The 15,840-nt window shown below is 59.7% G+C and carries 14 protein-coding genes and 1 pseudogene; 10 read left to right on the top strand and 5 right to left on the bottom strand.

The window, feature by feature from the left end; genetic code table 11:
• On the bottom strand, positions 1–301 hold a 301-nt coding region (locus ACTH3D_RS07600; RefSeq protein ID WP_441666461.1), incomplete at its 3' end, for a hypothetical protein.
• Positions 302–503: 202 nt separating this feature from the next.
• Here ACTH3D_RS07600 and ACTH3D_RS07595 point away from each other — a divergent pair.
• The 4 genes from ACTH3D_RS07595 (at position 504) to ACTH3D_RS07580 (ending at position 4,939) form a co-directional block, all read left to right on the top strand.
• Positions 504–1,223: a class I SAM-dependent methyltransferase gene (locus ACTH3D_RS07595; protein ID WP_441666460.1), complete on the top strand. Its 720-nt coding sequence runs from the start codon at positions 504–506 to the stop codon at positions 1,221–1,223.
• A gap of 107 nt (positions 1,224–1,330) precedes the next feature.
• The gene (locus ACTH3D_RS07590; protein WP_441666459.1) at positions 1,331–2,236 is read left to right on the top strand and encodes a cation diffusion facilitator family transporter; all 906 of its coding nucleotides are present in this window, start codon (positions 1,331–1,333) and stop codon (positions 2,234–2,236) included.
• 155 nt (positions 2,237–2,391) lie between these two features.
• The gene (locus ACTH3D_RS07585; protein WP_441666458.1) at positions 2,392–4,323 is read left to right on the top strand and encodes a cation:proton antiporter; all 1,932 of its coding nucleotides are present in this window, start codon (positions 2,392–2,394) and stop codon (positions 4,321–4,323) included.
• 181 nt (positions 4,324–4,504) lie between these two features.
• A complete protein-coding gene (locus ACTH3D_RS07580) occupies positions 4,505–4,939 on the top strand; it encodes a DUF411 domain-containing protein (RefSeq protein ID WP_441666457.1) in 435 nt (144 codons plus the stop codon).
• Here ACTH3D_RS07580 and ACTH3D_RS07575 read toward each other — a convergent pair.
• On the bottom strand, positions 4,936–6,162 hold the full coding sequence (locus ACTH3D_RS07575) for a methyltransferase (protein ID WP_441666456.1): 1,227 nt from the start codon (positions 6,160–6,162) through the stop codon (positions 4,936–4,938). The two genes, ACTH3D_RS07580 and ACTH3D_RS07575, sit on opposite strands and share 4 nt — an antisense overlap.
• An 86-nt stretch (positions 6,163–6,248) precedes the next feature.
• Between ACTH3D_RS07575 and ACTH3D_RS07570 the strand changes: the two genes are divergently transcribed.
• The 5 genes from ACTH3D_RS07570 (at position 6,249) to ACTH3D_RS07550 (ending at position 12,198) form a co-directional block, all read left to right on the top strand.
• Positions 6,249–7,643 carry an FAD-binding oxidoreductase gene (locus ACTH3D_RS07570; RefSeq protein WP_441666455.1) on the top strand — a complete coding sequence of 465 codons (1,395 nt, stop codon included), beginning with the start codon at positions 6,249–6,251 and terminating at the stop codon, positions 7,641–7,643.
• Positions 7,644–7,756: 113 nt separating this feature from the next.
• Entirely contained in the window at positions 7,757–9,241 is a 1,485-nt protein-coding gene (gene nhaD, locus ACTH3D_RS07565) for a sodium:proton antiporter NhaD (protein WP_441666454.1), read from the top strand.
• A gap of 140 nt (positions 9,242–9,381) precedes the next feature.
• Positions 9,382–10,398: an ABC transporter ATP-binding protein gene (locus ACTH3D_RS07560; protein ID WP_441666467.1), complete on the top strand. Its 1,017-nt coding sequence runs from the start codon at positions 9,382–9,384 to the stop codon at positions 10,396–10,398.
• Positions 10,395–11,156, top strand: coding sequence for an ABC transporter permease (locus tag ACTH3D_RS07555; RefSeq protein ID WP_441666453.1), 762 nt, complete (start codon positions 10,395–10,397; stop codon positions 11,154–11,156). Before ACTH3D_RS07560 ends, ACTH3D_RS07555 begins: the two co-directional genes overlap by 4 nt.
• Before the next feature lie 43 nt (positions 11,157–11,199).
• Positions 11,200–12,198 (top strand): nucleoid-associated protein, encoded by a 999-nt coding sequence (locus ACTH3D_RS07550; RefSeq protein ID WP_441666452.1) that lies wholly within the window; start codon positions 11,200–11,202, stop codon positions 12,196–12,198.
• A 35-nt stretch (positions 12,199–12,233) separates the two neighbouring features.
• On the opposite strand, the gene ACTH3D_RS07545 is transcribed toward ACTH3D_RS07550, so the two are convergent.
• Positions 12,234–12,863, bottom strand: coding sequence for a hypothetical protein (locus tag ACTH3D_RS07545; protein ID WP_441666451.1), 630 nt, complete (start codon positions 12,861–12,863; stop codon positions 12,234–12,236).
• A 142-nt stretch (positions 12,864–13,005) separates the two neighbouring features.
• Positions 13,006–13,443, bottom strand: coding sequence for a thioredoxin TrxC (gene trxC / locus ACTH3D_RS07540; protein WP_441666450.1), 438 nt, complete (start codon positions 13,441–13,443; stop codon positions 13,006–13,008).
• A gap of 145 nt (positions 13,444–13,588) precedes the next feature.
• Between trxC and ACTH3D_RS07535 the strand changes: the two genes are divergently transcribed.
• Positions 13,589–15,418, top strand: coding sequence for an ABC transporter transmembrane domain-containing protein (locus ACTH3D_RS07535; protein ID WP_441666449.1), 1,830 nt, complete (start codon positions 13,589–13,591; stop codon positions 15,416–15,418).
• Positions 15,419–15,438: 20 nt separating this feature from the next.
• Here ACTH3D_RS07535 and ACTH3D_RS07530 read toward each other — a convergent pair.
• Positions 15,439–15,840, bottom strand: a pseudogene (locus ACTH3D_RS07530) (DNA polymerase II); the annotation flags it as partial.

Below are 15,840 nucleotides of genomic sequence, written 5' to 3'. Positions count from 1 at the left end.
GGAAGGAAGTATCCGGCGCATGGCTTACCAGGTTGGTTCCCAGGTTCTGCATGAAGGGGCGCGGATGAAAGTAAAACCACGACACGACATGATTGATCAACAAGCCAAGCAACACCGAGCAACCGGCAATAATACTGCTTTTTTTACGCTCGATGTTTCTTCCCAGCCAAAGGGCGACCAGTACTAGAATAAGCACATAAGGCATCAACTCGGCCGTCCCGATCACCAAAGTGTCGAGCAAAGCATTTTTTCCTGCGAACTGGTTCACAGCCGAAAAGGCCGCGACGTTGAAACCTTCCATTGGGTCGACTCACGTTTTATTAACGATCTGAAGCTTTGAATTCAAGCAATTGTAGCGCCGTTGCCTGAAGGCGTCAGCCAGAGGCGGAAAATGGTCTGACGGCTAGCATGCCGAACACAGGCCAAAGGGTCAAAAAGACTCAAAAACAAACAACTTATAACTCATGGTAATATATGATTTTCTGTCTATCGTCAGGAAATCCATGCCTACCGCCACTTCGTATCAGACCGCACTGCATTACTACGACCTTCCCGGCCAACTCCCACTGGCCCTTTACAGCCTGCTTGACAAACAGCAGTACTACGACCCGACAGGAGCCGCCGAGCGCCTTGGCATCTGCTCTGCCGCCTGGCCACTATTTGGTATGGTGTGGCCATCAGGCATGTTGCTTGCCAAAAAAATGGCCAAAGCAGCAGTTGCGCCCGGACAGCGCATCCTGGAAATCGGCTGCGGCCTGGCAGTTGCCAGCCTGGTTGCACATCGCCAGGGAAAAGACGTTACCGCCAGCGACAGACACCCCATGGCTGGCCACTTTCTGTCCAAAAACCTGGCCAAAAACCGTCTGCCGCCCATGGACTATCGCTATGGCCAGTGGGGATGCAGTGGTCCGGCCTCTCAGGCCGACACGGGTGCGCCGCCCCTATCCGGACGCTACGACCTCATCATGGGTAGCGACCTGCTCTACGAGCCTGATAGCCCGGCAGAGGTCGCTAGTTTTATTGATGCCTATGCACAAGCGGAGTCTGAAGTCTGGATCACGGATGCCAACCGTGGCTACCGTAGCCGCTTCAACCGCTATATGGCAGAACATGGCTTCAGCCTGGTAAAAGACAAACCGGTACGACGCCCACTGATGTATGCGCGCAGCGGCTTGGAAGAACCCTATTCGGGGAGATTCCTGCTGTACCGACGCAGCCTCTAGAAGCTTGGAGTAATCAAACCAGCTCTCTCCCTCTACTGACACTGTCAGCGCCGGCTCGGTTATCATGGACAATCCTTACTCCTATTTGCCCTGCCGGACAACACACCATGTCAGCCGCTCTAGAACAGCACGCCCTGAAGGTTTCCATCGTTTTCACCCTGCTGGTATCCGGCCTTGGCGTCGCGCTTGGTCTGATGTCGGGCTCCCAGTCGATCCTATTTGACGGCGTATTTTCTAGCATTGATGCCGCCATGTCGGGGCTTGCGCTGTTTGTTTCGCGCCTTGCCATGCGTGAAATGAGCCAACGTTTCCAGCACGGTTATTGGCACCTTGAACCGCTGGTGGCCGCGCTGAACGGCAGTATTTTGCTGCTGCTGTGTTTCTATGCGTTCCTTAACGCCATCAGCGGGCTGATCGAAGGTGGGCAGGAGCTGGCCTTCGGCTTTGCGATTGTCTACGCAGTAGTGGTGGCCATCACCTGTTTCGCCCTGGCAGCCTATCAGCACCACATCAATCGCCGTGCCGAATCCGAGTTTGTGCGCATCGACATGCACGGCTGGCTGATGGCAGGGTTGATCACCACCGCCCTGCTGGTTGCCTTTGTTATCGCTGCCGTGCTTGAACGCAGCCAGTGGGCACATCTCACACCCTACGTCGATCCGCTTCTGCTGGCACTGTTGACGCTATGCCTGATGCCGGTGCCAATCAATATTGTGCGCCGCGCCATGAAAGAAATTCTGCGCATGGCACCCAGCAAAATCGACCGTGAGGTGCAGGAAGCCATGGTGCCGGTCATGAGCCGCGAAGGCATGATTTCCTACTACAGTCATGTGGCCAAGGCCGGGCGCGGCTACTTTATCGAACTCCATATCATCACCACGCCGGATTTTGCGGCCCAGCAGGGAGTCGCGCTGCTCGATGAAATCCGTGAAGAAATCACTGCCGGGCTGAGCATTCCCGCCGAGCGCCGCTGGTTCAGCGTAGCTTTCACCGCCGAGGAGCGATGGGCCTGACTTTCACCGCAGGCCTGACTTTCACCGCAGGTTAGCGTAATTCGCCAAGCCGGGTTGGCTTGTAGACTGTACAACCAGGCTCTACCCTGCCTGAGCAGCAGAATGTCCAGCCAGCTCTGCTCAGCAAACCCAGAATTGACTCAAGGATCTGATCAATGTCTATCGTTATTGCTATCTGCCTGATCGCCGTGTCCGGCATCGGCGCTCAGTGGCTTGCCTGGCGATGGAAAATCCCTGCCATTGTGCTGATGTTGGTTGCCGGCCTGGCGCTGGGCCCCGCCACTGGTGTGCTGAATCCCCAGATGCTGCTCGGTGACCTGCTGGACCCGGTTATCTCCATCGCCGTGGCTATCATCCTTTTTGAGGGCGGGCTGACACTCAATTTCCGCCGTCTGGCCGATGCCGGACCAGCGGTGAAGCGCCTGGTGGTCTTCGGCGGACCACTGGTCTGGCTGTTATCAACGCTGGCCGGACACTTTGTCGGCGGACTCAGCTGGATCTCTGCTGCTGTATTTGGCGGCATCCTGATCGTCACCGGTCCTACGGTGATCATTCCGCTACTGCGCCAGGCCAGCCTCAAGCGCCGTCCGGCCGAGATCCTGCGCTGGGAAGCCATCGTCAACGACCCGATTGGCGCCCTGGCAGCCGTGCTGGCCTTTGAGGTGGCACTGGTGGCCTACGAGTCAATGACCATCGGTGCAACGCTTTTTCACCTCACCGCTGGCATCGCAATGGCCAGTATTGCGGGCTACGTCACCGCTCGCCTGCTGATTATTGCCCTGCATCGTGGCTATGTGCCCGAGTACCTCAAGGTCTCGGTGATGATCGTTTTCGTGCTGGTCACTTACGCCTTGCCCAACGCCTATCTGCATGAAAGCGGTCTGCTGGCGGTGACCATCATGGGGGTTGTCATCGGCAATTCGTCGCTGGCCTCGCTGGATGAGATCCGGCGCTTCAAGGAAAACATCACCATCATGTTGGTGTCGGGGGTGTTCATCCTGCTGGCGGCCAACATCGATCTGAGCACCCTGTTGGCACTGGGCTGGCGCGAGCTACTGTTTGTGGCCATGGTGCTGCTGGTGGTGCGCCCGCTCGCGGTGATGCTGTCGCTGATCGGTACTGACTTGCCGCTGAACGAGAAGCTGATTGTCGGCTGGATCGGCCCGCGAGGTGTGGTGGCGGTTGCCATTGCCGGGCTGTTTGGTGCGCGACTGGTGGATCTTGGCGTTGAAGATGCCGCCATTCTGCCACCGCTGGCCTTTGCCATCGTCGCCGTTACCGTGGTACTGCATGGCTTTTCCCTGGAGCCGCTGTCGCGGCGCTTCGGGCTGCGCTCCACAGCGATAAAGGGAGTGCTGATTGTAGGCGCCACGCCCTTTTCCCTGCAACTGGCCGAGTCGATCAAGGCCAGTGGCCGCCCGGTACTGATCACCGACCGCAACTGGTCACGGCTGCGCAGCATACGGCGTCACGATATTCCAACCTATTACGGTGAAGTACTCACCGAAGATGCCGAAATGGATATCGAGATCAATCGCTTCAGCACCTTGCTGGCACTGACCGACAACGAAGACTATAACGCGCTGGTATGCGCCAACTACGGCCCAGAATTTGGCCACCACCAGGTATTCCAGCTGGCACCTTCCGGAGATGGCCGCTCGCGAAATAACAAAAGCAATGAAGACAACAGCGCCCCAGACAGCCTTGGGGGACGCTACTTCGCCAAACAGCTGAGCTTCGGCACCGCCGAAAGCCGCCTACGCGAAGGCTGGGGTATCCGCCGTACCAACTTGAGCGAAGACTACGACCTTGAGGCCTATCGCGCGGATAATCCCGATGCACTGATCCTGGGTGCCTACACCGAAAACGGCGATATCCGCATGATGACCGCCGACATCGCACTGAGCGCCGATGAGGACGAGACCCTGCTGGCGCTGGTGCCGGATTCCGGCGATGAGGAGCGCGCCCGACGCAAGGCGCAACGTCGCCAGAACCAGGAGAACGGCAAAAAAGAGGACGGTGAAAAAGAGGTCAGTGAAAAAGAAGTCAATGAAAAAAGAGAGCAGCAAAGAGAGTACCGCACATAGCACCGACGCCACTTCCAATAGCGAAAGCGAAGACAATGGCGGGACAGGAAGTCTCTCGCAGAGCTGACAGCTGGACGCAAAACATGGGTGCAGCAAACCGCTTTACTGACACACCACAGCTTGTTATAGCGTTACTCATTGCTGCTTTTCTTTACCGCTGTCACTACCTTACGGAGACTCCATGAAGCTGCCCCTGACAACTCTCATTACCACCGGACTACTGCTGACCACTGGCATCGCCCATGCCGAAGCAATGGAAGCCCGGCTCTATAAAGATCCGAACTGTGGCTGCTGCGTGGAATATGCCCGCCTGATGGAAGAGCACGGCTATCAGGTGGAAAGCATTGATGTGGCCAACCTGGGCCAAGTCAAGCAGCAAGCCGGTATTCCCTATGGTGAAGGCGCCTGCCATACCATCGAGCTGGATGGTTACGTGATCGAAGGCCATGTGCCTTTCGCCGCCATCGACCGGCTACTGGAAGAACGTCCCCACGTGGACGGCATTGGTCTTGCCGGCATGCCGATTGGCACGCCAGGCATGCCCGGCCCCAAGACGGAAGATTGGGTCGTCAAGACATTTAACGACGGTGACGCTTCGCCTTGGATGACGTTCTAGATCATCGATGGGTCGGGGCTAGCCTCAATCAGCAAGTTGCGCGGTGTCAGGTCGCGTTGGCAAAAGGTGCTTAAGCGCACCCTATAGCCAACCTGCTCCATGAAACACACCCGGTCCAGCGCCAGCCATACTTCCAGCGGACGGCGAAACAGGTGGCGCACCAGCTCCAGGCGCGTCACCTCGCCAAAGCGCTGCCAACCGGCGGCTTCAAAGGCAGCCCAGTCAACCCCAGCTGGCAGGACCACTCCTTTCTGCTCAGCGGCCCAGCGGCAGAAACCGGCGAAATCCGCTGACAGTTTGCCATAGGCCAGGCTAGGCACCGGCAGGTAGCTATTCTCACCGCGCACTTCCCGTTGCAGTAGATCAAAACCCAGTCGCCAGGCGTTGGCGCGCTCGCGGTGGTGACGCGCTCCGCTCGGGGCCGTCACGGTTTCCTGCACCGCCATGGCCAGATCATCACGTGTCAACGTCACCTGCCCGTCCATCAACGTGCGAGCCTGGTGCGAAAACGGCTGATAGAACTCACTCCTGATACGGTGATAACAACAGGGTGCCACGGCAACTGCCGTGCCGTTTTCTGCCGCCTGCTGCAACAACTGACCGTGCAGGTCGCCGCAGGCATGCAGCGCAACGACGCGGGTATCTGGCGTCAGCCACTGCGCCACGTCATCACTCAGTACGTCCCGCCGATGGAAGCGTACCGCTAAGCCTTTCTGCTCAGCGAGTGCCTGCCCCGACTCGCACAGTGCCTTTTGCCATTCCAGCGCGTCCACTGGGCGTCCATCCCGGCGCGCTAAGGTTCGCGCCAAATGGCCTTTGCCGGCACACCACTCCACCAGCGGCCTACTGTCAGCGGGCACACAGGCAACAAACGCCTGCAGCTGCTGCCACTTGCGCGCGCCAATGCCTTCACTCCAGGCGTCAGGCAATTCTGAAGGCTCATTGGGCTCACTAGACAGCGCCTGGAGCGTGCCATTCAGCTCAGTCAGCTCGGCAAACTCAGCCACCGGCAGCCAGGCCGACAGTGGCGAGTTGTCGAATGGCTGCGCCTGTAGCCGCTCAGTCTCCTCATCGGAAAGCGCGAGCAGCGCCTCGGCAAGTCCGGGGCAGGCATCACCCCAGGGTGCGCCCAGCGACTGGAACGGTAAACCGCGCCACAGCGCTGAGTGCAAAAACAGCAGCGCATGCAAACGCGCGAAGCGCTCGGAGTGAGTCAGGGGCATGAAGATTTCCGACGTATAACTGTGACGATTCACGGCCACAGAGGGTAACCTATTGCGATGCATCGCTGAAAACACATGAGGAATCAATGCACGCTCTACTCGAACAGATTACCGCCCTAGTTGGCGCCGCTAATGTACTGACTGGCCAAGACGTTAGCGCCAGACGCGCCGACTGGATGAGCGGGGCGGCCTGCCGCGCGGCAGCCATTGTGCGCCCGGCCTCTACCGCTGAGCTGTCAGAGGTAATGAAGGCCTGCCATGCGGCGCGTCAGCCTGTCGTCACCCATGGCGGGCTGACCGGACTGGTACACGGGGCAGACGCAGCGCCCGACGAGCTGGTGATATCCATGGAGCGCATGACCCGCATTGAGGCCGTTGACCCCGTGGGCAGCACCCTAACCGTACAAGCTGGCGCGCCTCTGCAGAGCGTTCAGGAGGCCGCCGAAGACGCTGGGCTGCAGTTTCCCCTCGACCTTGGCGCGCGTGGCAGCTGCACCATCGGCGGTAATATCTCCACCAACGCTGGCGGCATCCGGGTGATCCGCTATGGCATGACGCGCCAGCTGGTACTGGGCCTCGAAGCAGTCATGGCCGATGGCCGTGTGGTCAGCTCGATGAATCACATGCTCAAGAACAACGCCGGCTTTGATCTCAAGCAGCTGTTCATTGGCAGCGAAGGCGCCTTGGGCATTGTGACCCGGGCGGTGCTGCGCCTGCATCCACAAACGCCTGACGTGCAGACCGCACTGGTGGCCTGTCCGGATTTCGAGTCACTCACTGGGCTATTAGGCCATATGAATCAGGCGCTGGGCGGCAACCTGTCAGCCTTTGAGGCCATGTGGCAAAGCCATTATCGCCTGCTCACCGAAGAAAGCGGGCGCCATAGCGCACCGCTACCGGCCGGCTCGCCGTTCTACGCCATCGTCGAATCGCTGGGTACTGATGCCGACAGCCATGCAGCACAGTTCAGCCAGGCACTGGAGGAGGCCTTTGAACGCGAGCTGATCAGCGACGCCGTGCTCGCTCATTCATCGCAGCAGCGCCAAGGGCTATGGGTTATCCGCGAGGATATCGAAGGCCTGCTACATCTGCTGGCGCCGTTTTTCATCTTCGATGTCAGCCTGCCGATCGGTGCCATGCACGACTATGTGATCGAGGTAGAACAGGCCGTACAACAGCGCTGGCCTGACGGCCGTGTTATTACCTTTGGCCACCTGGGTGATGGCAACCTGCACTTCTCGATCAGCGTGGGAGGCGATGACCCCGAGACTCGCCAGGCAGTGGAGCAGTGCGTTTACCGTCCGCTTGCCGTGCTTGGCGGCTCAGTATCAGCCGAGCATGGAATCGGGCTGGAGAAGCGCAGTTACCTCGACCTGTCCCGCACGCCCGAGGAACTAGCCCTGATGCGCCAGCTGAAACAGGCACTGGACCCTCACAACCTGCTTAACCGCGGCAAGGTGTTGGCTCCGGCCACTACCTGAGGCAAATTATTTGCTGTCCCGGTTCCGGAATTGCTTGGTTCTGAAGTGCGACCTTCGTTAAAATAGTTCGCCTTTTAACCTCTCCTTTCCCCTCCGCTCCGGGACACTTCCGCATGCTCACCCCCTCCCCGACCCATCGGCTCCGGCATAGCGCCCGGCGGCCAAAATTTGTCGTGGCCGCAACTTTTTCAATCCTTTTGGTGCTGTTCAGCCCACTGGCTTACGCCAGCACGGGGCCGTTAAACTTGACGACCTCCATCAGCGGCTTTATCGCCGTCGGCCTGTTTATCCTCGCCTACGGTCTGGTCATGGCCGAGGAACAGCTGCACATGCGCAAGTCCAAGCCGGTACTGGTGGCTGCGGGCATTATCTGGGCAGTGATTGGCTGGGTCTATGTCAGGGCTGGACTGCCCGATGCTGCGGAAAGCGCCTTTCGCGAGACGTTGCTGGAATACTGTGAACTGCTGCTGTTCCTGCTGGTGGCAATGACCTATATCAACGCCATGGAGGAGCGCCGCGTGTTCGACAAGCTGCGCTCCTGGATGGTGCAAAAGGGCTTCAGCTATCGCACCCTCTTCTGGATCACCGGCATCCTGGCGTTCTGGATCTCGACCGTTGCCAATAACCTGACCACCGCCATGCTAATGTGCGCTGTGGTCAGTAAAGTGGCCGAGGGCGACAAGAAGTTCATCAGCCTATGCTGTATCAACATCGTCGTCGCTTCCAACGCTGGCGGTGCCTTCAGCCCGTTCGGCGACATCACTACCTTGATGGTGTGGCAGGCCGGACTGGTGCCCTTCGAAGGCTTCTTTACCCTGCTCGGCCCATCGCTGGTCAACTATCTTGTGCCCGCGATCATCATGAGCCTCTTTATCAACAACCGTACGCCCAGCCCCTTGGACGAGAGCGTTTGGATGAAGCGCGGCGCACGCCGTATCGTGCTGCTGTTTCTGCTGACCGTAGTGATCGCCGTGCTATGCCATACGGTGCTGCACCTGCCACCAGCGCTGGGCATGATGACCGGGCTGGGCTTTCTGCAGTTCTTTGGTTACTACCTACGCCGTAGCCTGCCGCGCTCCATCGAGCGCAAGCGTACGCGCTACAGCCAGCGCGGCGACTGGCGCAAGCTGGAGTCGCTGGGCAGCGTGGTCCCGTTTGACGTGTTCTCGCGGATTGCTCGCTCCGAATGGGACACCCTGCTGTTCTTCTATGGCGTGGTGATGTGCGTTGGCGGCCTGGGCTTCATGGGCTATCTGAGTCTGCTTTCCGAAACCTTGTATGCCGGCTGGAACCCAACCTGGGCCAACATCGTGCTGGGCCTCATTTCAGCGGTGGTCGATAACATCCCAGTGATGTTCGCGGTGATCTCTATGAGTCCCGATATGTCGGTAGGCAACTGGCTGTTGATTACCCTGACCGCTGGCGTCGGCGGCAGCCTGCTGTCGGTCGGCTCGGCGGCCGGCGTGGCGCTGATGGGCCAGGCCCGTGGCATCTACACCTTTGCCGGGCACCTGCGCTGGACACCAGTCATCGCGCTGGGCTATATCGCCAGCGTGCTCACACATTTATGGCTGAATGCCGCCAGCTTCAGCAACTGACACTGGACAGAAAGTAAGGCGTGGCTGCTCATGTTATGCTGGGCGGCCGCGCACTTATCCAGAAAGACACCAGCTGAGCAGATCCAATGAGCCACGCCTCCCTCCAGGCCCTACCAAAGGCCTCTCCACAGGCCCGATTCATGCCGGAAACAGCGTCCTGCGCGAGTCAAGCCACATCAGACAGCCGCGTCATACTCCAGGTTGATCATCTTTCCAAGCAGTATAAAGGCGGCTTTCAGGCCCTTGATGAGGTGAACCTCGAGATTCGCCGCGGTGAGATCTTTGCGCTTCTAGGCCCCAACGGGGCCGGGAAGACCACACTGATTGGCGTGATTTGCGGGCTGGTCAATGCCACCACAGGTCATGTGCTGGTGGATGGCCATGACAACGTCAGCGAATTTCGCCAGGCACGCCAGCGCATCGGGCTGGTGCCCCAGGAGCTGACCAGCGAGGCATTTTCCAAGGTCTGGGATACCGTCAGTTTTAGCCGCGGCCTGTTTGGTAAGCCGCCCAATCCCGAGCACATCGAACGGGTGCTGCGCTCGCTCAGCCTGTGGGAAAAGCGCAACAACCGACTGATCACCCTGTCCGGCGGCATGAAGCGCCGGGTGTTGATCGCCAAGGCGCTGTCCCATGAGCCCGACATCCTGTTTCTCGATGAACCCAGCGCTGGCGTGGACGTGGAGCTACGTCGTGACATGTGGGCCGTAGTGCGCGGCCTACGCGATCGCGGCGTGACCATCATCCTGACCACCCACTATATCGAGGAGGCTGAGGAAATGGCCGACCGCATCGGGGTGATCCGTGGTGGCAAACTGATGCTGGTAGAAGATAAGCACACGCTGATGAGCAAGCTGGGCACCAAGGTGCTGACGCTACGCCTGGTCACGCCTCTCAAAGCACTGCCGGCATCGCTCAGCGGCTTTGATCTGAGCCTGTCTACCGACGGCCTGAGTATGGATTACGGCTACCGCAGTGCCCCACAGCAGGACGGTGAGGATACCGGTTCGAACAGCTCACAGGGCGGCGACACTCAAAGCAGTATTGCTAATCTGCTGGCGGCGCTGGCCGCCAATGGCATCGAGATCAGCGACATGGACACACGCCAGAGTTCGCTGGAGGATATTTTCATCAGTTTGGTTAAGGAGCAGCCGTGAATCTGCAGTCGGTCAAAGCGCTCTATCATGCCGAAATGGCCCGCAGCCTGCGCACCGTTCTACAAAGCATCGTGTCGCCGGTGATCTCCACCTCGCTGTATTTTGTGGTGTTCGGCAGCGCTATCGGTAGCCGTATCAGCGAAGTCGATGGCGTCAGCTACGCGGCCTTCATCGTGCCCGGGCTGATTATGCTGATGCTATTGACCCAGAGCATCAGTAACGCTTCCTTTGGCATCTTTTTTCCGCGCTTCAGCGGCTCGATCTACGAGATTCTTTCAGCGCCCATTTCCTATGTAGAAGTCGTGCTGGGTTATGTGGGCGCCGCCGCCACCAAGTCAACAATGCTGGGGCTGATTGTACTGGGCACCGCCAGCCTATTTGTGCCGATGCAAATCCAGCACCCCATCATCATGCTGCTGTTCATGGTGCTGACGGCACTGACATTCAGCATGCTCGGTTTTGTGATCGGCATCTGGGCCGACGGCTTCGAAAAGTTGCAGCTGGTACCACTGCTGATCATCACCCCGCTGACCTTTCTTGGCGGCACTTTCTACTCCATTAACATGCTGCCACCCTTCTGGCAGACCGTGACTCTGTTCAATCCAGTGGTCTACCTGGTCAGCGGCTTCCGCTGGAGCTTCTACGGCAATGCCGACGTCAGCATCTGGGCAAGCCTGGTGGTCATCTTCCTGTTCCTATGCATCAGTCTGGCGCTTGTGGCGGCTATTTTCCGTACCGGCTATCGCCTGAAGCCCTGAGCTAACCCACTTTTCATCCCAATTTTTTGAGGCGCTAACCGGCATGCCGATTCTCGCAAGCATCATTCATCGTATCGACAAGCAGGCCAGCGACTCTCCCGCTCAGCTGATAGCGGCCACCGAGGTGCTACCGGAAAGCCCCGCGCTGGAGGACCTGCTGAGCGGCCTGAGAGATGTCTACCACCGCAAAACTAAGGCCTGGGGCCGCTTCGACGAAAGCGCCAGCGGCGGACTGGCCGCAGACATGACGCGTTATCTGGAGCAGACACAGGACTTTGTCGTTCTGACCAGAGCACTGAGCGAAAAACTCCTGCCGCTGGTCGATGCCCACCTGCCCATCGGCGGCCACCTGCTGCTGGCGGACTACCAGCAAGGCGACGCGCGCTATCTGCTGTTGGCACTGCTCCATCATCGCGACGGCTTTGTTATCGATCAGCAACTCAACGTCACCAGCGGTCGCCAGCTGAACCTGGCCCAGCTGAGCCTTGCGGCGCGGCTGGATATTGCCCAGTGGCAGAGCGGCAACGACTCGCATCCCTATCTGTCGTGGAGCCGGGATCGTGGCGGAAAAGGGCTCGCCGAAGGCTTGGTTGAAGCCTTGGGTGCCAGCGAGCAACGCGATGCCGGGCAGGAAACCCGCACCCTCCTCAAAGCCTTCAGCGACTATGTAGAAAAACAGGATCTGCCCGACGAGGAGAGCCGCGAAAAGACCGACGCGCTGATCGACTATGCCAGCGGGCAGGCCGGACGCGGCGAGCCGATCGCTCTGGACGAGTTGTCAGAACTGATTGATGGCCAGCAGCCCAAGGCGTTTTATGAACATATCCGCCACAGCGACTACGGCCTGTCACCGGAAATCCCACCAGACAAACGCACCATCAGCCAGTTCCAGCGCTTTACCGGCCGCTCAGATGGCGTCTCCATCAGTTTTGATGCCCACCTGCTGGGCGGCGCCATCGATTACGATGAAGGCCGCGACCAGCTGGTGATTCGCAAGATTCCCAAGGGCCTACGCGACCAGCTCAAACAGCGTGACTCCTGAGCTGAATGGCCGCTGATATTTGTGACATGCGGCGCTTAGCGCGCCGTCTGCTCGCGCACTGAGTCGATGTCCCATGCTTTCATCAGGTCGAGCGCCACATCACGCGACTCAAGGCCGCTTCCTTTGACCTGCATCAGAATGCGCCCATCCAGCATCAGGCTGACCTCTGCGCGCGATTTTTCAGGCTCCCATTTAACGATCACCGTCTCGCGGCCCATACGCTCACGTTCGGTATTCGGCTGCGCAGCGATCAGTGCCGGGTTGGTCAACATGCCCGCCATCGCCTGCACCATGGGGTTGTCCACCAGCAGCTGGGCCTCAAGCTTGCCGTCGCCATCGTCTTGACTGTAGTCGCGCTTCAAGGTGGCGCCGCCACCTCCGCCCATCAGCGCGGCACCGCCCGACGATGATTCCACTTCACCGGCAGTCCAGCCCGCCGGCGCAGGGGGAAATGTCTCGGCAATCAAGCCAGACATCTGCTTGCGAATGTCTTCCATCGCAAACTCAAGCTCGGTAATCGCCGCGCCATACTCCTGCTCCTGATAGAGCTCAAGCCCCATGTTGATCTGTTCCACCACCTCGTCATCTTCCGCATAGGCCGCGGCAGAGAACAGCAGCGCAGATGCCAGTGCTGCTGCGCCCAGTTTCTGGTCAAGTCTGATCATGACAATACCCTCATCGTTGTTATTGGCCATGCTGGTTCTAGCAGCTTTTTTTCAAGCCAATGTTCAAATCAACCTACCCCCCCAGAGAGTACTCCTTAACGGGGACATTCTCATGCCCCCGCCGAAAGCGGCTTTCAACGCCTCATACCAGGTGCGGCGCTAGCCACTGCTGTAACTGCGGGCCTTGCAGCACACCCGCCTGACGGGCAACTTCCTTGCCATCCTTGAACACCATCAAAGTAGGAATGCTGCGGATACCAAAGCGTCCAGCCAGCGCCTGCTGGGCTTCGGTATCCAACTTGGCAAAGCGGATGCGCGGCTCCAGCTCACTGGCGGCTTGGGCAAAGATCGGCCCCATCATCTGGCAGGGACCACACCAGCTGGCCCAGAAATCCACCACCACCGGCAGTTCACTGCGTTCCACCACCGCACGAAAATTGGCTTCGGTCAGCTCTACCGGCTCGCCATTGAACAGCGGCTGTTTGCATTTGCCACACTTGGGGCCATTATTCAGACGCTCACGCTCTACCTGATTAAGCGCTCCACAGGCTGCACAGCCGATTTTCAGCAAATCACTCATCTCGCGTATCCTTCAGGACGGGTTGCAGTTTTGGTTCGTGGACTAACTACTTAAGTATAACCATATTCCATTATTCACATGATTTTCGCTAGCTATCAAACACACACTAACACCATCCACCCGACCCTCTCCTGCGAGAACGCCAATGCGCTCAGCTGCCTCTCCTGATGCACCCAGTTCCTCCGGCTCACCCAGCTCGCGGCCCAGCCCGCGGGTGCTGCTACGCCTGCTGGGCCTGCTGTCGCCCTATCGCCTGCGTCTGGCTCTGGCGGGCGTGGCGCTGCTGCTGGCCTCGGGCAGCGTGCTGCTGCTGGGCCAGGGGCTGCGCCTGGTAGTAGACCAAGGCTTCATGGATGCCGACCGCGCGGCGCTAGGCAAGGCATTGGTGCTAATGCTCAGCGTAGTAACAGTTCTCGCGTTGGCCTCAGCCCTGCGCTATTACCTGGTGACCTGGATCGGCGAACGCTTGGCCGCCGACCTGCGTCGCCACGTGTTCAACCATCTGCTGACCCTGGAGCCCGGCTTTTTCGAGAGCACCCTGACGCCCGGCCAGGCCGCAGGCGAAATTACCTCACGGCTCACCGCCGATACCAGCGTGTTGCAGAGCCTGTTCGGCTCCTCGGTGTCGCTAGCGCTGCGCAACCTGCTAATGCTGATTGGCGCAGTAGCACTAATGCTGGTGACTCAACCCTGGCTCTCGGCGCTGGTACTGCTGGGCATTCCGGCCACGGTACTGCCAATCCTGTGGTTCGGGCGACGCGTGCGGCGGCTATCGCGTTCAAGTCAAGACCGAGTGGCGGAACTCGGTCGCTATGCCGATGAAGCCCTAGGCGGCATTCGCACCGTGCAGGCTTTCACTCATGAGAATATCGACCGCCGCGACTACGCGAACCGGGTCGAGGACGCCTTTGCGCATGCGGTGGAGCGCACCCGGCAGCGCGCCTGGTTGACCGGCATTGCCATGCTGGCAGTGTTTGCCGCGGTGGGCATCATGTTGTGGCAAGGTGGTCTGGCGGTGCTGTCCGGCGACATGAGCGCCGGTGAGCTGTCGGCGTTTGTGTTTTATGCGGTGCTGGCAGCGGGTGCCGTGGCCACCCTGGCCGAGGTGGCCGGCGACGTACAGCGCGCAGCGGGCGCTGCTGAGCGGCTCCTCGAACTGATCGATACCCGGCCCGATATTGCCCGGCCACAAGTGCCGACAACACTGCCAGTGCCACTGCGCGGCGAGATTCACATGGACTCGGTGACCTTCACCTACCCGGGTCGCGAAACACCCGCGCTTGAGGCGTTTAATCTGCATATTCGCCCCGGCGAGCGCGTGGCACTGGTGGGACCGTCGGGCTCCGGCAAGAGCACTCTGCTGTCTCTGCTACTGCGTTTCTTTGATCCCGACAGCGGAACACTGCGCTTCGACGGCATCGACCTGCGCGAACTTGACCCTGGCGAGCTGCGCTCGGCCATCGGCCTGGTAGCCCAGGAGCCCACCCTGTTTACCGGCAGCGTGGCCGACAACCTGCGCTATGGCGACCCCAACGCAACGCTGGAGGTGTTACGCGAGGCGGCTCATGACGCCAATGCGCTGAGCTTTATCGACGCCCTGCCACAAGGGTTTGATACCCAGCTGGGGCCAGGCGGCGTGCAGCTTTCCGGCGGCCAGCGCCAGCGCCTGGCGATTGCCCGTGCGCTGCTCAAGAATCCTCGTGTGCTGCTGCTCGATGAAGCCACCAGCGCTCTGGACGCCGAGAGCGAGCGGCTGGTGCAGCAGGCCCTGGACCAAATGATGGTCGGCCGCACCAGCCTGGTGATCGCCCATCGGCTGGCTACGGTGGTGGCTGCCGACCGCCTGCTGGTGATCGATGCGGGCCGCTTGGTAGCTGCCGGCAGCCACACCGAACTACTCGAATCGAGCCCGCTCTACCGCCACCTGGCCGATTTGCAGTTTGGCGCTCATCAACGCACTGCTCCCGCATTGTAGTTGTAGTCGTAGCCGCCGTCTCAGAAAAGCCCCAGTTGGCGGTCGATCAGGCTCGCAAAATCGTCACCCACGAAAGGCAGGATGGCATCGGCTACCGGCTGTAGCTGGCGAGTCAGGTAGTGGTCGATATCGATGGTCGAGCTCAGCTGCTCCAGCGGCTGCGGTCCAGCCAGCGTGATCACGTAGCGAATCCAGCCGCCACTCTGGTACTGACGCGGCCGCCCCAGCCGCCCGTTGTACTCATCAGCAAGCCTTGCCGCACGCACATGAGGCGGCACATTGCGCCGGTAGTCATCGAGTCGCCTGCGCAGCCGCTTGCGATACACCAGCCGCTCATCAAACTCACCGGCCTGGCCGCGGCGCAGGCACTCCTGCACGAAGCCGCGCACATACTCGCGGTGAGGCTCATTGGTAAAGATACG

Origin of the sequence: Halomonas sp. (assembly GCF_052095765.1) — a bacterium.
Classification (GTDB): domain Bacteria; phylum Pseudomonadota; class Gammaproteobacteria; order Pseudomonadales; family Halomonadaceae; genus Halomonas.
This window is presented reverse-complemented; position numbering and strand designations above follow the sequence as displayed.